Below are 18,656 nucleotides of genomic sequence, written 5' to 3' on the forward strand. Positions count from 1 at the left end.
ACCCGACCTTCCTGCTGGACGGGCTCAGCGCTGAGCCTGCCCACCGGATCCTCTGTCGTGGGTACGCGTACCGAGCAGCGGTCAGCCGGAGAGGCGGACCGGCATGATCAGGTACTTGTACGCGTCGTTCGCCTCGGCGTCGACGGCCGGACGGCCGCTGAGCAGGGCGGGCTTCGTGGAGGTGGTGAAGGAGAGCTGGGCGACCGGGGAGTCGATGGCGCTCAGCCCGTCCAGCAGGAAGGTCGGGTTGAAGGCGATCGAGATGTCGTCGCCTTCCAGCACCGCGTCGACGCGCTCCACAGCCTGTGCGTCGTCCGAGGAACCGGCTTCCAGGATGAGCACACCCTGCTCGAAGCTGAGCCGCACCGGGGTGTTCCGCTCGGCGACGAGGGCCACACGCTTGACGGCCTCGACGAACGGAGCGGTCTCGATCACGGCGACGGAGTTGAACTCGGTCGGGAAGAGCGTGCGGTACTTCGGGAGGTCGCCTTCGAGCAGACGGGTGGTCGTACGGCGGCCGGCCCCCTCGAAACCGATCAGCCCCTCGCCCGCACCGGCGCCGGAGAGCGCCAGGGTGACCGTGTCGCCGCTGGTGAGCGCCTTGGCGGTGTCCAGGAGCGTCTTGGCGGGCACCAGGGCCACGGCGGAGGCGTCCGGGTTCTCGGGCTTCCACTGGAACTCGCGGACGGCGAAGCGGTAACGGTCGGTCGAGGCCAGCGTGACGGTCTCGCCCTCGATTTCGATGCGGACGCCGGTGAGCACCGGGAGGGTGTCGTCGCGGCCGGCGGCGATGGCGACCTGGGCGGCGGCGGAGGCGAAGATCTCGCCGGGCACCGTGCCGGTCGCGGTCGGCATCTGCGGCAGCGCCGGGTACTCCTCCACAGGCAGTGTGTGGAGGGTGAAGCGCGAGGAGCCGCAGACCACGGTGGCGCGCACACCGTCGGTGGAGATCTCCACCGGCCGGTTGGGCAGAGCGCGGCAGATGTCGGCGAGCAGGCGGCCGGAGACCAGGACCGTGCCGTCCTCCTCGATCTCGGCGTCGACGGAGACCTTCGCGGAGACCTCGTAGTCGAAGCTGGAGAAGCTGAGGGCACCGTCCTCGGCCTTCAGCAGAAGGCCCGCGAGGACGGGCGCCGGCGGACGGGCCGGGAGGCTGCGGGCCACCCAGGCCACCGCCTCCGCGAGTACATCGCGCTCCACCCGGATCTTCACCGGAACCGCCTCCTGCTGTTGCTCGCTCGCCCTGCTGGCCTCGTCGTCGATTCGGGTCCGTCGGCCGAGGGGCCGGGGCGGACGCCGGGGTCCAGTCTGACGTACGGCGCCGACACTCGTCGCTGCTCGGGGTCAAGTCGCCCGAAGCGGTCCGAGAGCTCGGCGGGCAGAGTTGTGCACAGCCCCCACTTCGAAGCTGATTCCTGGCTAACTCTGAGGGGTAGTAGTAGTAGGCCCTGTGGAAACCGTGGATAACGTCGTTTTCGCAGGTCAGAACCTGTTTTTTGTCCACCGCCCCTGTGGGTGCGGTCCGTGGATAACCAGGCACTTCTGTGGACACACGGAAGTTCTGCACACCCGATGCACAGGACAGGGGTACTTCTCCCCAGGGCCGTCCCCAGCTTTACCCCGGTTCCCCACAGCCCAATCGACCTCCTTGGTGTGACGGCTTTCACTCTCGACAGTGAGGAGGGGTGTCGTGTTGCCGAACAGTGGACAGAGGTGTGGAGAAGAGGGTTCCTCCTGGGGACAAGAGCACTGATCCTGTGAGTTGGCGGTGGACAACCGGGAGGGGGTGCTGTGGACGGAATTCTTATCCACAGGCTGTGGATCACGGTTGACCACAAATCCCCAGGCAGCTGACCTGGCCTGATGGAGTATCGACAGCGCGCCCTGTGGACGCAATCTGGACAACTTCCTGGTCCCCAGGCTGTGGAGGGAAAATTCCCCGCAGATCTGTGGAGAAGCACCGTGTCTGCGCTTCTGTGACCTGCTGTTCGAACCGCGACAAGCGCCGCACTCGCCCGGAACGATGGTTCCGGACACCCCTGAAACGCCGGAAACGCTCCCTGAGGAGCCCCTCCGGGGGCGGTAAGAGGGGCGCGGAGAGTCGTCGGCGGCTCTCCGCGGACGCTCTGGAGGCCGCTGGGAGAAGCGGGAGTCTCCGGCCGGCCTCCCGCCGGCCTCCCGGGACGAGATCCTGAACGAGACCGCGAACGAGACGGCGAACGAGACGGCGAACGAGACCGCGAACTACGAAGAGGCGCCCCGCCGGACCCTGAAGAGGTCTGGCGGGGCGCCTCGTTGTTCGTTGTCCACTCCCTGTGGGCGGAGTACGCCGGGAGCGGGTGCTCGTACCGCGACTGCCGGCGGGACAGGCGGGACAGACGCTCGGGCGTTCCGGGCGTTCGGGCGCCCGAACGGGGGCGGGACTGCGGGTGTCAGCCGTTCTTGATGCGGTTGGTGAGCTCGGTGACCTGGTTGTAGATGGAGCGGCGCTCCGCCATCAGTGCGCGGATCTTGCGGTCCGCGTGCATGACCGTGGTGTGGTCACGACCGCCGAACTGCGCGCCGATCTTCGGCAGTGAGAGGTCCGTCAGCTCTCGGCAGAGGTACATGGCGATCTGCCGGGCCGTCACCAGCACCCGGCTGCGCGACGAGCCGCAGAGGTCCTCGACCGTCAGCCCGAAGTAGTCGGCGGTGGCCGCCATGATCGCCGGTGCGGTGATCTCCGGAGCGGAGTCCTCCCCGCCGGGGATGAGGTCCTTCAGCACGATCTCGGTCAGGCCGAGGTCCACCGGCTGCCGGTTGAGGCTGGCGAAGGCCGTCACCCGGATCAGCGCGCCCTCCAGCTCACGGATGTTCCGCGAGATCCGGGACGCGATGAACTCCAGCACCTCCGGCGGGGCGTTCAGCTGCTCCTGCACCGCCTTCTTGCGCAGGATCGCGATCCGCGTCTCCAGCTCGGGCGGCTGCACATCGGTGGTGAGCCCCCACTCGAACCGGTTGCGCAGCCGGTCCTCCAGCGTCACCAGCTGCTTGGGCGGCCGGTCGGAGGAGAGCACGATCTGCTTGTTCGCGTTGTGCAGCGTGTTGAAGGTGTGGAAGAACTCCTCCTGCGTCGACTCCTTGCTCGCCAGGAACTGGATGTCGTCGACGAGCAGGATGTCCACGTCGCGGTACCGCTTGCGGAAGGTGTCGCCCTTGCCGTCGCGGATCGAGTTGATGAACTCGTTGGTGAACTCCTCGGAGCTCACGTACCGCACCCGCGTCCCCGGGTAGAGGCTCCGCGCGTAGTGCCCGATGGCGTGCAGCAGATGGGTCTTGCCGAGTCCGGACTCCCCGTAGATGAACAGCGGGTTGTACGCCTTCGCCGGCGCCTCGGCCACCGCCACCGCCGCCGCGTGCGCGAACCGGTTGGAGGCGCCGATGACGAAGGTGTCGAAGAGGTACTTCGGATTCAGCCGGGCATGCGGCTCGCCCGGACCTGGGGCGGGGGACGGCTGCGAGCCGGGTCCCGGCATCCCGCCCCCGTTCCGCCCGGGACGGTGCTGCTGGTCCTGGAGGTCGTGGCGCTCGGACCGCTGGGACTCGTACCCCTGACGCTCCGGAGGCTGCGGGCGGTAGTCGTGCGAGGGCTGCTGCGGACGTCCGGTGCCGTACGGCTCGCGCCACTGGTCCGCCGGCTGTTCGCGGTCCTGGTAGCCGCCGTGCCGCGGTTGCTGCCAGGACAGGTCCTCCTGGGTACGCGGCCAGGCGCCCGGCTCGGGGCGCTGCTGGTACTCCGGGTACGCGGGGCGGGCCGTCGGCATCCCGTCGTCCTGCGGGCGGTGACCGTACGTGTCGTACGGGTCGACGTGGTTCTGCTCGTCGTGCGACGGGTTCGGGTACCGGTGGTTCTGCCGGCCCTGCTGGGTCTGGTGCAGCGGCGGCGCCGGCGGGGTCGGCTCGCCGACCGAGTCGTCGACGGTGATCGCGATCCGGATCGGCCGGCCGCACTCGCGCGTCAGCGTTTCACTGATGAGCGGCGCGAGCCGTCCCTCAAGGACCCGCTTGCCCCACTCGTTGGGTACGGCGAGCAGCGCGGTGTCGGCGACCAGCGCGAGTGGCTGGCAGCGCTCGATCCACTGTTTGTCCTTCGGCTCGATGCCCTGCTGGCCCTCACCGAGGAGATGTTCCAGCACGCGTGGCCACACTGCGGCAAGATCGGCAGGTACGTCAGCCACAAGGCACGCTCTCTCGCATGTCCCACGAATATGTGGTTCCCGGGACGGAATGGGTCGGGTCGGGTCAGGCCCGGCAGGGGGGAACGAAAAGAAACCGGAGTTCAGCCACGGTAGTCACCGCGACCCGCCCGGTTCAAGTTGTTGTCCACAGCCTGTGCATAGCGGGGGGTCGCTCGCGCCGAGTTTGACCGGATGGCGTAGCCGCGCGTACCGTGACCAGGTCGAGTTGTCGATGGCTGCTGCCGCCTGCCTCCGATGGGCAAAGATCACGATCTGTGATTGTGAAGCGGTGCACTAAGGCGTTTACGCGAGTTCCTCGTGGGCGCACGGTGACAGCCAGGCGATGTCCCGCCATCACCCGATTTATTCTGGAGCCCCCGAGTGAGCAAGCGCACCTTCCAGCCGAACAACCGTCGTCGCGCCAAGACCCACGGCTTCCGCCTGCGTATGCGTACCCGTGCCGGCCGCGCGATTCTCGCGAACCGCCGTGGCAAGGGTCGCAGCGCCCTGTCCGCCTGATCACCCACAGGTCATGACGTGCTGCCTACCGAGAATCGGCTGAGGCGGCGCGAGGACTTCGCGACCGCGGTACGACGAGGACGCAGGGCTGGTCGCCCTCTGCTCGTCGTCCATCTACGCAGCGGTACTACGGACCCGCACGTGTCGGGGGAGACCCCTCCCCCACCGCGTGCGGGTTTCGTCGTCAGCAAAGCCGTGGGTGGTGCGGTCGTCCGCACCGCTGTGAAGCGCCGGCTTCGCCATCTGGTCCGGGACCGGCTGGCTCAGCTGCCCCCCGGTAGCCTGGTTGTGGTGCGAGCGTTGCCCGGATCGGGTGACGCCGACCACGCTCAGCTGACCCGAGACCTGGACGTCGCCTTCGAGCGGCTGCTGGGAGGGGGCGCGCGATGAAGTACCCGCTGCTGGCTCTCATCAAGCTGTACCAGTGGACGATCAGCCCACTGCTGGGCCCTGTCTGCCGTTATTACCCGTCGTGCTCGCACTACGGGTTCACGGCGATAGACCGGCACGGGGCGATCAAGGGAACAGCGCTGACCGCCTGGCGCATTCTGCGATGCAATCCGTGGTCGCCGGGCGGTGTGGACCATGTCCCACCGCGCAAGCGTCCGCGCTGGCACGAACTGCTGCGCAACGCGCTGCGCGGTGACAAGGGCGGGGACTCCGCCACTGATGTGCCCCCCGGGGACGCGGCAGCCGCCACAGCGGCGTCGGCCGCGCTGCCGGGCCCGGCCACAGAGACCTCGCCCAAAGCTCAAGGAGCCTGATTAGTGGACACGATTGCCAGTCTGTTCAGCTTTATCACCACACCCGTCTCATGGGTGATCGTCCAGTTCCACAAGGTCTACGGGGCGATTTTCGGTGACGACACGGGCTGGGCCTGGGGCCTGTCCATCGTGTCCCTCGTGATCCTGATCCGTATCTGCCTGGTCCCGCTTTTCGTGAAGCAGATCAAGTCGACGCGGAACATGCAGGTGCTCCAGCCGAAGATGAAGGCGATCCAGGAGCGCTACAAGAACGACAAGCAGCGTCAGTCCGAAGAGATGATGAAGCTGTACAAGGAGACGGGTACCAACCCGCTCTCCTCGTGCCTTCCGATCCTGGCGCAGTCCCCGTTCTTCTTCGCGCTCTACCACGTGCTCGCGGCCATCGCCAACGGCAAGACGATCGGCGTGATCGACCAGCCGCTGCTCGACAGCGCGCGCCAGGCGCACATCTTCGGTGCTCCGCTCGCCGCCAAGTTCATGAACAGCTCGGCCGAGGTGGAGGCTCTCGGTGCCTCCCTCGTCGACGTCCGGGTCGTCACCGCGGTCATGATCGTCATGATGTCGGCCTCGCAGTTCTTCACCCAGCGCCAGCTGATGACGAAGAACGTCGACCTCTCGGTCAAGACCCCGTACATGCAGCAGCAGAAGATGCTGATGTACGTCTTCCCGCTGATCTTCGCCGTGATGGGCATCAACTTCCCCGTCGGTGTCCTCGTGTACTGGCTGACCACCAACGTCTGGACCATGGGTCAGCAGATGTACGTGATCAACCAGAACCCGACGCCGGGCAGCAAGGCCCAGGACCAGTACCTCGGACGACTGCTGAAGAGCGTCACCCAGCACGGCGAGGTCCGCGGCCGGACGCGTCGCAACACCGTCAAGCGCATCTACGCCAAGGGCACGGAGCGCAACGACATCGAGCGCAAGTTCATCAACGGACTCTCCAAGCTGGGCCTCGCCGCCCAGGAGGACGGGACCGTGGCGAAGAGCGAGTCGGCGGTCGCCGAGGCCGAGGGCACCGCACAGCGGCGTCACCAGCCCAAGCGGCAGAGCAAGGCACAGCGGGCTGCCACCGCCGGTCAGACCGAGGCGACCACCGAGCCTGCTGACGGCGACACCCCGGAGGCCAAGACCTCGCTCCAGAAGCAGGACGACAAGTCGAAGCCGGCGGGCAAGCCCGCGTCGGGCTCCTCACGCCAGGCAAAGTCCGGACCGCGCAAGGGCCCGCAGCGGCCCAAGCACCCGTCCAAGAAGTAAGGAGTCCATCCGTGTCGGAAGGCACCATCTCCACGGCCGCCGAGGGCAGCGACACCCTGACCCGCCTTGAGCAGGAGGGCGAGATCGCGGCCGACTACCTTGAGGGTCTCCTCGACATCGCCGATCTCGACGGCGACATCGACATGGACGTCGAGGCGGACCGGGCGGCGGTCTCGATCATCAGTGAGTCGGCCCGTGAACTCCAGAAGCTGGTGGGTCGCGACGGTGAGGTGCTGGAGGCGCTCCAGGAGCTGACCCGGCTCGCGGTGCACCGGGAGACCGGTGACCGCAGCCGTCTGATGCTGGACATCGCGGGCTTCCGGGCCAAGAAGCGCGAGGTCCTGGCGGCGCTCGGCGCGAAGGCGGCGGACGAGGTAAAGAGCTCCGGTGAGCCGGTGCGGCTGGAGCCGATGACGCCCTTCGAGCGCAAGGTCGTGCACGACGCGATCGCGGCGGCCGGTCTGCGGAGCGAGTCCGAGGGCGAGGAGCCGCAGCGCTTCGTCGTCGTCCTTCCGGCCTGACCGGAACGTGTTCTGTCGGCCCCGTCTGTTCGCAGGCGGGGCCGATCTTTGTCAGCCTGATAGTCAGCCATCCACAGTGCGGTAGGGAAGGACGGTCCCCGTGACGGAGGAAGCAGCGCTCCCTCAGGCACCTGAGGCGGCCCAGGCGGTTTTCGGCGAGTTCTTCCCGGAGGCGGTCCGGTACGCGGAGCTGCTCGCGGACGCAGGCGTCAAGCGTGGGCTGATCGGTCCTCGTGAGGTCCCACGTCTGTGGGAGCGGCACCTGCTGAACTGTGCCGTGCTCTCCGAAGTGGTTCCGCAGGACGTGACGGTGTGCGACGTGGGCTCCGGCGCAGGGCTGCCGGGAATCCCGTTGGCCCTGGTGCGGCCCGACCTCAAGATCACGCTGCTGGAACCGCTGCTCCGGAGGACGAACTTCCTCCAAGAGGTAGTGGAGCTGCTCGGGCTCGATCATGTGACGGTCGTCCGGGGTCGGGCCGAAGAGGTCCTGGGCAAGCTTCAGCCGGTCCATGTCGTGACGGCACGGGCGGTCGCACCACTGGATCGTCTGGCCGGCTGGGGTGTGCCTCTGCTGCGCCCGTACGGCGAGATGCTGGCGTTGAAGGGTGACACCGCTGAAGAGGAGATCAACGGCGCGCGTGCCGCGCTGAGCAAGCTGGGCGTCGTGGAGACCGAGGTGCTGCATGCCGGGGCGGGTGTGGTGGACCCCACCACGACAGTGGTCCGAGTGGTCGTCGGTGAGAGCCCGGGCGGTGTGAGGTTCGCCGCAAAGCGGGCCAAGGCGGCGAGGGTGAGCCGGACGCGCCGACGCCGTTGAGTCGGCTTCCCTTGCCGGGATCGGGGCCCGGCAAGGGAAGGAACATCGGCGGGGTCCGGTCTGTCGGCTTGCGAGCGATGCTCCACAGAAGTAGCCCTGCCCCTCTCACGCGGAGTGTCGATGCTGGGTAGTTGCCCCGCAGAGGCATCGTGTTTCACGTGAAACGTCGCTCTCTGTTGCAGGGAATCATCGGCCGTGGCCGTGCGGCTGCCACGCCGCGGGACCGCAACCCCGAACGAGCTACCAAGTTGTCCACATCGGTGGTGCCATCCACAGAACAGCGGGCCTCGCTGGTTCACAACCCCGAAAGCATGGCAGGCTCTGCCTATTGCGAGCCTGAAGTCGAGGAGAGTGAATCCTTGCGGTCCGACGCCAACATCGCGGGACCGATGACCGATCCGGTCCCCGGTCCCCGTACCGAATCCCTGGGGGACGGTGTTTCACGTGAAACACCGCCGCCGATGGATGACACTCCTATTGGTCGTGCGGCCCAGCTGGCGGTGGAGGCCCTCGGCCGTGCCGGCGAGGGGCTGCCACGGCCTGACCGGACGCGCGTCATGGTGGTCGCCAACCAGAAGGGCGGTGTGGGCAAGACGACGTCGACCGTCAACCTTGCCGCCTCGCTCGCTCTGCACGGCGCCCGCGTTCTGGTGATCGACCTCGATCCGCAGGGGAACGCCTCGACGGCACTGGGGATCGATCACCACGCCGAGGTCCCCTCGGTGTACGACGTCCTGGTGGAGAGCATGCCGCTATCCGAAGTCGTGCAGCCCGTCCCGGACGTGGAAGGTCTCTTCTGCGCCCCCGCCACCATCGATCTCGCCGGTGCTGAGATCGAGCTGGTCTCCTTGGTGGCGCGCGAGAGCCGTCTCCAGCGCGCCATTCAGGCTTACGAGCAGCCCCTCGATTACATCCTCATCGACTGTCCGCCCTCGCTGGGCCTGCTGACGGTCAATGCGATGGTCGCCGGCGCCGAGGTCCTGATCCCCATTCAGTGCGAGTACTACGCGCTGGAGGGCCTGGGGCAGCTCCTGCGGAACGTCGAACTGGTGCGTGGTCACCTCAACCCGGACCTCCACGTGTCCACGATTCTGCTCACCATGTACGACGGCAGGACTCGACTCGCCTCCCAGGTCGCCGAGGAGGTGCGCAGCCACTTCGGTAAGGAGGTGCTGCGGACGAGCATTCCGAGGTCCGTACGTATCTCGGAGGCACCCAGCTACGGGCAGACCGTCCTGACGTACGATCCGGGATCGAGCGGATCGCTGTCCTACCTTGAGGCGGCGCGTGAGATCGCGCTGCGCGGCGTGGGCGTGCGGTACGAGCCCCAGCCCGCCCACTTGGGCAATCAGAGCACCCAGCGGAGCATTTCGGAGGGCATCCAGTGAGTGACCGTCGTCGAGGGCTGGGGCGCGGGCTCGCTGCGCTGATTCCCGCAGCTCCTTCGGAGAAGCAGGTGGCGCCCACGGGTGCCGGACAGGTACTGGCGGCGGAGCGAGGAGTGCCGGCCGCGAAGCTGCCCGCTCTGCCGAGCGGGCGCTTGGTCCCCGAGCCGAAGTCGGCGGAATCGTCGGCGGACCCGGAAGTTGTCGGCGCCTACTTCGCCGAACTGCTGCCGGACTCGATCCGTCCCAACCCTCAGCAGCCTCGTGAGGTGTTCGACGAGGCGGCGCTCGACGAGCTGATCGTCTCCATCAAGGAAGTGGGCCTCCTCCAGCCCGTTGTCGTGCGCCAGGTGGGGGCCGACAGCTACGAGCTCATCATGGGTGAGCGGCGTCTGCGCGCCAGCCGGGAGGCGGGACTCGAACGTATCCCCGCGATCGTCCGGGAGACCGACGACGACAAGCTGCTGCTGGACGCGCTCCTGGAGAACCTGCACCGGGCTCAGCTCAACCCGTTGGAGGAGGCAGCCGCGTACTCCCAGCTGCTCAAGGAGTTCAACTGCACTCAGGAGCAGCTGGCCGACCGGATCGGACGTTCGAGGCCCCAGGTCTCGAACACTCTGCGCCTGTTGCGTCTGCCTCTTTCCGTGCGGAGCCGGGTGGCCGCTGGGGTTCTCTCGGCCGGTCATGCGCGCGCTCTGCTCTCGCTGGAAGATCCCGAGCAGCAGGAGGAGCTCGCCCGTCGCATCGTCCGTGAAGGGCTCTCGGTCCGCTCGACCGAGGAAATCGTCAAGGTCATGGAGTCGAAGGGCGACCGCCCCGCGAAGTCGAAGGGGCCGAGGGCGGGAAGCCTGGTCTCACCCGCGCTGAGTGATCTGGCGTCACGACTTTCCGACCGGTTCGAGACACGGGTGAAGGTCGACCTCGGCCAGAAGAAGGGGAAGATCGTCGTCGAGTTCGCCTCGATGGAGGATCTCGACCGCATTCTCGGCAGCCTCGCGCCGGGCGAGGGCCGTGTACTGGACCGCGGCACCTCCGCGAAGCCGGCTGAGGACGAAGCGGCGAGCTGACGGCTTCCCCTCTCCGGCAGCGTGCAGAAGGACGGGCCTCAGGGCCCGTCCTTTGCTCTTTCCCGGGTATGCGCTCCCTGCCTGCGTGGATACGATGCGTTCTGGTAGGGCGCATCTCCCGGGATCGAAGGAAGTGAGGGATCGCCTTCATGGGGCGTCGGCTCGTACCGCTCACCCTGGACAATCTTCCGGATCTCCCCCGGCGCTGTCGGTCGTGTGTCTTCTGGGAGCTGGACCCGGTGAGGGCAGACGCCGCGATCAAGGCGGGTACGACGGATTCGGCCAAGGAATCCTGGCTCTCCGCCGTTCTCCTGGAGTGGGGTTCCTGCGGTCGTCTGGTCCAGGTCGACGACGTGCCGGTGGGCTATGTGCTCTACGCGCCCCCGGCCTATGTACCGCGTTCCATCGCCTTTCCCACCAGTCCGGTCTCGCCGGACGCCGTTCAGCTGATCACCGGGTGGATCGACCCCGCGTACCAGCGGCAGGGGCTGGGGAGGGTCATGGTCCAGACAGTGGCGAAGGATCTATTGCAGCGAGGCTTCAAAGCCATCGAGGCTTTCGGCGAGGCGCGCTGGAAAGAACCCGCCTGCCTTCTTCCGGCGGATCACCTGCTGGCGGTGGGTTTCAAGACGGTGCGTCCCCACCCCGTCCATCCGCGTCTGCGGCTGGATTTGCGTACGACGCTCTCCTGGAGGGAAGACGTCGAGCTGGCATTGGACCGATTGCTGGGAGCGGTGCAGAAGGAACCCGTGCTCCGGCCGCTGTGAAGTGGGGCGGAGGGGCGGGGGTACAGCGAAACGGGTCGGCCTCTTGAAGAGAGGCCGACCCGTTTCACGTGAAACATGTGTCGCGCGCGTGCTGCTCGGCAGCACGGAGCGGGGGTGCTTACTTCGAGACGATGAAGTCCTCGAGGTCGCGGAGGATCGCGGCCTTGGGCTTGGCACCGACGATGGTCTTGGCGACCTCGCCACCCTGATAGACGTTGAGCGTCGGGATGGACATCACACCGTACTTGGCGGCGGTGTCGGGGTTCTCGTCGATGTTGAGCTTCACGATCTCGATCTCGCTGTGCTCAGCCGCGATGGCCTCCAGGGAGGGGGCGATCTGGCGGCACGGGCCGCACCAGGCAGCCCAGAAGTCCACGAGAACGGGCTTGCCGCTCTTCAGGACCTCTTCCTCGAAAGTAGCGTCGGTAACGTTCTTCAGCGCGCCGGCCACGGCGGCCTCCTTTGATGCACAGCGGGTTGGGGTGGGGGTGGAGCAGTTCAGACGGCCGGGGTCTTCTCCGGCTCGGCGAGCTTCTCGTCCGCCAGGGCGGCCAGGAAGCGCTCGGCGTCGAGTGCGGCCGAGCAGCCCGTACCGGCAGCGGTGATCGCCTGACGGTAGGTGTGGTCGACGACATCGCCCGCACCGAAGACGCCCGTGATGTTGGTGCGCGTCGACGGAGCCTTGACCTTGAGGTAGCCCTCCTCGTCGAGGTCGAGCTGGCCCTTGAAGAGTTCGGTCCGCGGGTCATGGCCGACTGCGATGAAGAGGCCGGTGACCGCCAGCTCGGAGGTCTCCCCGGTCTTGGTGTTGCGCAGGGTCAGGCCGGACAGCTTCTGCTCCCCGTGAACCCCGGCGACCTCGCTGTCCCAGGCGAAGTTGATCTTCGGGTCGGCGAAGGCGCGCTCCTGCATCGCCTTGGAGGCGCGGAGGGTGTCACGGCGGTGGACGATCGTGACCGACTTCGCGAAGCGGGAGAGGAAGGTCGCCTCCTCCATGGCGGTGTCGCCGCCGCCGATCACCGCGATGTCCTGATCCTTGAAGAAGAATCCGTCGCAGGTGGCGCACCAGGAGACACCGCGTCCGGAGAGCGCGTCCTCGTTCGGCAGGCCGAGCTTCCGGTGCTGGGACCCGGTCGTCACGATGACGGCCTTGGCCCGGTGGACCGTACCGGCCGTGTCGGTGACCGTCTTGATCTCACCGGTCAGATCCACGGCGACCACGTCGTCGGGGATCAGCTCCGCGCCGAAGCGCTCGGCCTGGGCGCGCATGTTGTCCATGAGGTCGGGACCCATGATCCCGTCCTGGAAGCCGGGGAAGTTCTCCACGTCAGTGGTGTTCATCAACGCACCACCGGCGGTGACGGCACCCTCGAAGACCAGGGGCTTCAACGAGGCGCGAGCGGTGTACAGGGCGGCCGTGTATCCAGCCGGCCCGGAGCCGATGATGATCACATTACGGACGTCGCTCACGGGTGTCTTCCTCGTCTCTGCGGTCTGCCTGCTGTCTGAGGTGGTCGGTTCAACGACTCTCACCCCACCCAACGGATCCTACGGGGCGTGCATTCCCGATCTCCCCGTGTGGCACAGGGCATCTCCGGTCAGGAGCGGGGGTAGGCGTGGGAGAACATCAGGGAGCCCGTTCCTGAGGGATCGGAAGTGGCGCAGCGGGCATCGACGAGGTACGCGGTCACCTGGGCGCTGTCGGTCGGGTGAGGAAGCACGACGAGGTAGGACTCGGTCCCCTCGTATTCACCCGGCTCCGATCCGAGGACGGTGCTGGTGCGTCCGAGCGCCCGCTGGACGCAGGGGGGCACGGCGGGCCCCGCCAGCGGCTCGCCGACCAGAGGCGTTCCGGAGGGCTGGGCCTCCGAATCCGAGCTGTCGGTCCCCTCCGTACGCTCCGTGGGCGCACTGGCATCCAGGAGGTCGCGTACCTGTCCGGGGAGTCCGGCCACGGTGAACTCGCCGGCTGTTTTCGAGTCTGCCGAGGGCTGGGAGTGCGCGGCCGCGGCATCGGAAGCGGCGCCCTTGTCGGACGTCGCGTCGGCCGTCTGGAAGAGGAGGGCGCCCAGGCCCAGGAGCCCTGCGCCGAAGGCAGTCCCGAGGACAATGCGACGGCGAGACCCCGAGGAGCGGCGGCCTGGACCCGTGGAGTCGGGCGACGGGCGGGTGGAGCGGGACGCCGACGGGCCGCTGCGCTGCCGCTGAGCCGCGGTACCCGCACCCGTGACCCGCTCCGCGGGTCGTCCAGCCGACTGCACAGCCGACTGCTCAGTCGTTCCACGGCTCGATGTTTCACGTGAAACATCGAGGCTCTCCGGAGGAGCGACCACGGTGGTCCGGTCCTGGGTACGCATCTCAGCGGCCAGAGCCGCGTCGATACGCGCCGCGACATCGGTCGGCATGGGGGCGGGTGCCGAGAAGGAGCCGAGCAGGGACTCAATCTCGTCGAGGGAGGACCGCACCTCCTCGCAGGGCACGCACGACAGGAGATGGTTGCGGATCTCTGCGGCTCGGGAGGGGGAGAGGAGGCCTTCGCCCAGATCTGCGATCTCCGAGACGTCCGGATGCCGAGTCGTGCCGGTCGTCGATGTCATACGTGTCCTCCTCCCTGCACTGCGGCAGGGTCATGGGCTCCCGCGTCCCTCGGCCCCGCTGCCCGTGGGACGGATGGATCTTGCGACAGGTTCCGTCCGGTGTTCGGCGGGCCCTTGCTCGTCTCTTGCGTGTTCTCGGTGTCACGGCCGCGCAGATGGGCCAGCAGTGGCAGGAGTCTGGCCCGACCGCGGGCGCAACGGCTCTTCACCGTGCCGCTCGGAACGTCGAGGATCAGGGCGGCCTCCGCGACCGGATACCCCTGCATGTCCACAAGGATCAATGCCGCGCGTTGGTCCGGGGGGAGAGTCGCGAGCGCGGCCAGCAGCTCACGGTGCAGATCCTGACGTTCGGCGGGCGCCTCGGCCGATTCGTGCGGCTCCAGGAGCTGATCGAGACGCTCCGCGGTGTCCACCGGCGACGTTCTGCGGGAAGCGGCTTTGCGGGCCCGGTCGAGGCACGCGTTGACGGTGATCCGGTGCAGCCAGGTGGTGACGGCGGACTGTCCCCGGAAGGTGTGGGCGGACCGGAACGCGGAGATGAGGGCGTCCTGGACCGCGTCAGCCGCTTCCTCCCGGTCTCCGAGGGTCCGCAGCGCCACCGCCCACAAGCGGTCCCGGTGGCGCCGCACCAGCTCACCGAAGGCGTCCGGTTCGCCCGCCACGTGCAGCGCCAGAAGCTCCTGGTCACCGGTGTCGGCGAATATGGCCTCGTCCAACGGTGAGCCCCCCGTCCCCCTGCTTACGTCAGCTCGTGACCTTGATCTCGGAGATCTTGCCCCGGTACTGCTTTCCGCCGCCGGGCAGCTCGGTGAGCCAGACGAGAAGGTACCGCGCCTGGACGGGGTTCTCGGGCTTGAGCGTCACGTTCGTTCCCGAGCCTCCGGCCACCTTGGTGAAGCCGTCGGGCATGGACGGTGGGGTGGCGTCTTCCGTGCTGCGTAGTTCCACCGAGGTGGTGCCGTCGAGGAAGGACACGTCGACGGAGCCGACCTGCTGCACCTTGCCGAGGTCGAGTACGACCCCGACGCCCGTCTTGAGGGCGCCGAACTTCGCGGTGTAGTAGCTCTGCGTGGACCAGTAGGTGCTGGAATCACCGTCGTAGGCATTCTTTATCGCCTCGGGCTTCTCGCCGCCGTCGGTGCCGAGCGGGTCGTAGTCCTGGGCTTTCACGATGGTGACGGGCTTGCCGGAGACGAGAGCGTTCTTGTCGGTACTGCCGTTGTCCGTCGTCCGGGTGGTGGCCGGCTCCTCGGCCTTCTTGTTGTCCAGGAGCGTCTCGGCGAGCTGCCAGCTGCCAAGACCCAGGGCAGCGATGAGAAGAGCGGAGACGGCCCACTTCAGGGCCCGGCCGGTGCGGCTCTCCAGCGGGGCCGGAGGCACGGCCATGACGGTCGGCGCCGTCAGTACGGGACGCGCGGACGAGCGTCCGTAGGTCCCTTGCTGGTAGGTGGTCCGCTGGTACTCGGGCGGAGCGGTGAAGGTCGGTTCGGGCGGCAGGATGCGCGGCATCGCGGCGACAGCCTTGGCCAGCTCGTCGGGCGTGGTGCAGGGCGGTTCCTGGCGTGAGGCCGTCGCACCGTCGTTGGCGAGCGCGCGCATGGCGAGCTCCGACAGACCGCGATGAACCCCGGCCCGCACCTGGTCGGGGGCGATGAGGCCCATTCCCTTGGGCAGGCCGGTGAGTCCGTAGGCGTCGCTCTCGTAGGGCCACCGCTGAGTCAGCGCCGCGTACAACAGAGCGCCGATCGCCTCGGTGTCCGTACGCAGCGGACGCTCGGCCGTGACGCCGCGCAGCGCGGCGTCCACGGCGAGGCCACGGATGCGGTACTGCCCCGTGGAACTGCGCAGGACGGCGCCGGGTGTCAGGCGCAGGTGGGCGAGGCCCTCGCGGTGCGCGGCGGCCATGGCCTGGGAGAGCTGGCCCACGAGCTGGAACGCGTCGTGAGCCTCCATGGGGCCGGCGGCGAGCAGAGCGGTGAGCTCGACGGCGTCCGGAAGCCACTCGTGGACGACGTAGACGAAGTCGCCCTCCTCCACGGCGTCCAGCACTTGCACGAAGCGCGGGTCGCCGAGAAGGGCGGAGGAGCGGGCCGCGGCCAGCACGGGCCGGGCGCGGGGATGGTTCGCCGTGAGCAGGTGGACTCCCACCGCGCGCCGCAGCTTCTCGTCCATCGCGCGCCAGCTGCTGAAACCGTCCAGTCGGGTGACGCACTCTTCGAGCCGGTAGCGCTTGGCCAGCTTGTGGCCGCTGTGCAGGTCTGGTGCCGGTGGTTCCGCGGGGGAGCCGGCGTCTTTGTCGTCCACGCCGTCCGGGCTCTCGCCCGCCGCGTTCTTGGCTTCAGCCGTCCCGTCGGTCGTGGCCTCGTCCGCCTTGGCGGCCAGCGGCTCGTCACCGCTGTTGTCGGCCACGTCGACGGCAGCCGTGCTACGTTCCGCCACCGTCGTTCCTGCCTCCCCATCCGTTGCACGATGCCAGCCGGCTCTGCTCACAGTCACGCCAATTGTGCCCACACTCCGGCGCTATGCACGACACACGGAGACCGGCGATGGTTGTGTGCTGCGGCGCTCGCTCAGCGGCCGAGTCGTCCCCGGACCATACCCATCAGCCCGTTCACCTCCTCGATCCGCATCTTCTTGGCCGCGGCGAAGAAGACGCCGAGCAACAACAGCCCGCCACAGATCAGCGCGACGACCGAACCGAGTACACCTTCGCCGAGAAGTTCGAGGAGGGCGACCCCCACCACACCTCCGACGAGTGCGGCAGGGATCGCCGCCAAGCAGAGGCGGGCGTACGTACGGACGACGCGGGTGCCGTCCAGATCACCGCCGAGGCGGTTGCGCAGCCGGCGCCAGGCGACGCCGACTCCGACCGCGTAGGCGAGGCCGTAGGACGCCGCCATGCCGACCACCGCCCAGCGGGCCGGGAGGACGAGGAAGCAGACGACCGAGGCGGCGGCGTTGACGGCCGCCACGATGACCGTGTTGTAGAAGGGGGTGCGGGTGTCCTCGTACGCGTAGAAACCGCGCAGCACGACGTACTGCACGGAGTACGGGATGAGGCCGAGGGCGAAGGCCATCAGGATGAAGCCCATCGACCGGGCGGCCTCGGATCCGCTCGCTCCGTAGAGCAGGGTGCACATCGGCAGACCGAGCGCGAGGAATCCGAAGGCCACCGGCACGATCGCGACGGCGGAGTTCCTCAGCCCCTGGGAGATGTCGTCGCGGACCGCGCCGGGATCGTTGTCGTGCGCGGCCCGTGCGATGCGGGGCAGCAGCGCGGCCATGACGGAGACGGTGATGATGGCCTGCGGCATGCCCCAGATGAGCTGGGCGTTGGAGTAGGCGAGGAAACCGGTGCCGTTCTGGCCGGAGGACTTGCCGGCCGAGGTGGCGAGCTGCGTGACGACCAGGACGCCCGCCTGGTTGGCGAGGACGAACAGCACGGTCCACTTGGCCAGCTTGATCGTCTTGCCGAGGCCGTGGCCCCTCCAGTCGAAGCGCGGCCGGAACCGGAAACCCGCTTCGCGCAGATACGGGATCATCGCCAGTGCCTGCACCGTGAGACCGAGCAGAGTGCCGATGCCCAGCAGGCGCACGCCGTCCGGCGGGATGGTCCGTACACCCATCTGGGATTCTGCCGCGGTGCCGTAGACCCAGATGAACAGACCGAACGTGGTGATCATGACGATGTTGTTGAGGACCGGGGTCCACATCATCGCGCCGAACTTGCCACGAGCGTTGAGGATCTGCCCCATCACGACGTGCACGCCCATGAAGAAGATCGTCGGCAGGCAGTAGCGCGCGAAGGTCACGGCCACACTGTTGGCGTCGGGATCGTTGGCGATGGGCAGGGACATCAGCCGGATGAGCAGCGGGGCGGCGAACACCGCCGCGGCCACGATCAGGCCGAGCGCGACCATCACCAGGGTGAGCAGACGGTTGGCGTACGCCTCGCCGCCGTCCTCGTCGTCCTTCATGGAACGGACGAGCTGAGGGACGAACACGGAGTTCAGGCCGCCGCCGACGGTGAGGATGTAGATCATCGTCGGCAGCGTGTAGGCGATGGTGAAACTGTCGCCGAGCAGGACCGCGCCGAGCGCCGCCGTGATGACGAGGCTCCGGACGAATCCGGTGAGCCGTGAGACAAGGGTTCCGGCGGCCATCAGCGCGCTGGACTTGAGCAGTCCCGACGCCCGTCCTCCGGACTTCTGCGGCGCGGGTGCCTTGGCGGGCTCGGGTTCGGGACTGCCGGCGTGCCGGCCACCGCCGGAGCCTTCCTGGTCCCGGAAGAGGTGGGCGAACGCGTCCGGCTCCACCTCGTCCTCCGAGGCGCGAGTGACGAGGTCGTCGACACCGACGAACTGGGTCGTCAGCGCGTCCTCGCCGTAGGGAAGGTGCCGGGAGGGCCCTGCGGGCTCCGGTGCGGGCGTCTGGGCCCAGAACCGGGGGTCCGGGGGGTACTGGGCCGCGGGAGGCTGCTGGTAGAGCGGCTGTGGCTCCTGATACGTGCCCGGGGGCGGCGGCGGATGGGAGGCCCGGTCGTACAGGGCTTCACCGACCGGGTCCTGGGCTTGGAGGTCCCGCGCCCGGTAGGGGTCGTGGTCGTAGGCGTGCTGGAGGTACGGGTCGACCGGGGCCATCCCGTCCGGTCCCGTCTCCGGGGGCACACGGTCGGCGCCCGTCCCGCCCGCGCCATGCACGCGGTCACCGTCGTACGGCGCGTTCATCGAAACCCCACCTCATCG

General features: G+C 68.1%; 17 protein-coding genes. 9 read left to right on the forward strand and 8 right to left on the reverse strand.

Translation table 11 applies throughout. The features are described from left to right. Positions 1-81: 81 nt before the first annotated feature. Positions 82-1,212, reverse strand: coding sequence for a DNA polymerase III subunit beta (gene dnaN, locus ACWD3D_RS04565; RefSeq protein WP_451459446.1), 1,131 nt, complete (start codon positions 1,210-1,212; stop codon positions 82-84). A gap of 1,220 nt (positions 1,213-2,432) precedes the next feature. Next, entirely contained in the window at positions 2,433-4,217 is a 1,785-nt protein-coding gene (gene dnaA, locus ACWD3D_RS04570; RefSeq protein ID WP_451459447.1) for a chromosomal replication initiator protein DnaA, read from the reverse strand. Between the two features lie 381 nt (positions 4,218-4,598). Here dnaA and rpmH point away from each other — a divergent pair, with 381 nt between their 5' ends. The 9 genes from rpmH (at position 4,599) to ACWD3D_RS04615 (ending at position 11,314) form a co-directional block, all read left to right on the forward strand. After that, the gene (gene rpmH / locus ACWD3D_RS04575; RefSeq protein WP_112448007.1) at positions 4,599-4,736 is read left to right on the forward strand and encodes a 50S ribosomal protein L34; all 138 of its coding nucleotides are present in this window, start codon (positions 4,599-4,601) and stop codon (positions 4,734-4,736) included. A gap of 18 nt (positions 4,737-4,754) precedes the next feature. Beyond that, on the forward strand, positions 4,755-5,126 hold the full coding sequence (rnpA, locus tag ACWD3D_RS04580) for a ribonuclease P protein component (RefSeq protein ID WP_451459448.1): 372 nt from the start codon (positions 4,755-4,757) through the stop codon (positions 5,124-5,126). Beyond that, complete coding sequence (gene yidD, locus ACWD3D_RS04585; protein WP_451459449.1) at positions 5,123-5,500, forward strand: membrane protein insertion efficiency factor YidD; 378 nt, start codon at positions 5,123-5,125, stop codon at positions 5,498-5,500. The genes rnpA and yidD overlap by 4 nt, the downstream gene beginning before the upstream one ends. Before the next feature lie 3 nt (positions 5,501-5,503). Further along, entirely contained in the window at positions 5,504-6,757 is a 1,254-nt protein-coding gene (gene yidC / locus ACWD3D_RS04590) for a membrane protein insertase YidC (protein WP_451459450.1), read from the forward strand. Between the two features lie 11 nt (positions 6,758-6,768). Beyond that, the gene (locus ACWD3D_RS04595) at positions 6,769-7,278 is read left to right on the forward strand and encodes a Jag family protein (RefSeq protein ID WP_266706608.1); all 510 of its coding nucleotides are present in this window, start codon (positions 6,769-6,771) and stop codon (positions 7,276-7,278) included. Positions 7,279-7,378: 100 nt separating this feature from the next. Continuing rightward, positions 7,379-8,095, forward strand: a complete 717-nt coding sequence (rsmG, locus tag ACWD3D_RS04600; RefSeq protein ID WP_451459451.1) for a 16S rRNA (guanine(527)-N(7))-methyltransferase RsmG — start codon at positions 7,379-7,381, stop codon at positions 8,093-8,095. A 311-nt stretch (positions 8,096-8,406) separates the two neighbouring features. Further along, on the forward strand, positions 8,407-9,483 hold the full coding sequence (locus ACWD3D_RS04605) for a ParA family protein (protein ID WP_387368162.1): 1,077 nt from the start codon (positions 8,407-8,409) through the stop codon (positions 9,481-9,483). Continuing rightward, the gene (locus tag ACWD3D_RS04610) at positions 9,480-10,547 is read left to right on the forward strand and encodes a ParB/RepB/Spo0J family partition protein (protein WP_451459452.1); all 1,068 of its coding nucleotides are present in this window, start codon (positions 9,480-9,482) and stop codon (positions 10,545-10,547) included. Before ACWD3D_RS04605 ends, ACWD3D_RS04610 begins: the two co-directional genes overlap by 4 nt. 149 nt (positions 10,548-10,696) lie before the next feature. Then, complete coding sequence (locus tag ACWD3D_RS04615) at positions 10,697-11,314, forward strand: GNAT family N-acetyltransferase (RefSeq protein WP_451459453.1); 618 nt, start codon at positions 10,697-10,699, stop codon at positions 11,312-11,314. A gap of 118 nt (positions 11,315-11,432) precedes the next feature. Here ACWD3D_RS04615 and trxA read toward each other — a convergent pair whose 3' ends face one another. From trxA to murJ, 6 genes are all read right to left on the reverse strand, one after another. Beyond that, on the reverse strand, positions 11,433-11,765 hold the full coding sequence (gene trxA / locus ACWD3D_RS04620) for a thioredoxin (protein ID WP_451459454.1): 333 nt from the start codon (positions 11,763-11,765) through the stop codon (positions 11,433-11,435). Positions 11,766-11,812: 47 nt separating this feature from the next. Further along, positions 11,813-12,784, reverse strand: a complete 972-nt coding sequence (trxB, locus tag ACWD3D_RS04625; protein ID WP_451459455.1) for a thioredoxin-disulfide reductase — start codon at positions 12,782-12,784, stop codon at positions 11,813-11,815. 128 nt (positions 12,785-12,912) lie between these two features. After that, positions 12,913-13,911 (reverse strand): hypothetical protein, encoded by a 999-nt coding sequence (locus tag ACWD3D_RS04630; RefSeq protein ID WP_451459456.1) that lies wholly within the window; start codon positions 13,909-13,911, stop codon positions 12,913-12,915. Then, positions 13,908-14,627 carry an RNA polymerase sigma factor SigM gene (gene sigM, locus ACWD3D_RS04635; protein ID WP_451459457.1) on the reverse strand — a complete coding sequence of 240 codons (720 nt, stop codon included), beginning with the start codon at positions 14,625-14,627 and terminating at the stop codon, positions 13,908-13,910. The genes ACWD3D_RS04630 and sigM overlap by 4 nt, the downstream gene beginning before the upstream one ends. 28 nt (positions 14,628-14,655) lie before the next feature. Further along, on the reverse strand, positions 14,656-16,350 hold the full coding sequence (locus ACWD3D_RS04640; RefSeq protein ID WP_451459458.1) for a protein kinase family protein: 1,695 nt from the start codon (positions 16,348-16,350) through the stop codon (positions 14,656-14,658). Between the two features lie 131 nt (positions 16,351-16,481). Further along, positions 16,482-18,638, reverse strand: a complete 2,157-nt coding sequence (gene murJ / locus ACWD3D_RS04645; protein ID WP_451459459.1) for a murein biosynthesis integral membrane protein MurJ — start codon at positions 18,636-18,638, stop codon at positions 16,482-16,484. Positions 18,639-18,656 lie beyond the last annotated feature (18 nt).

This window comes from Streptomyces sp. NPDC002690, from assembly GCF_053592415.1.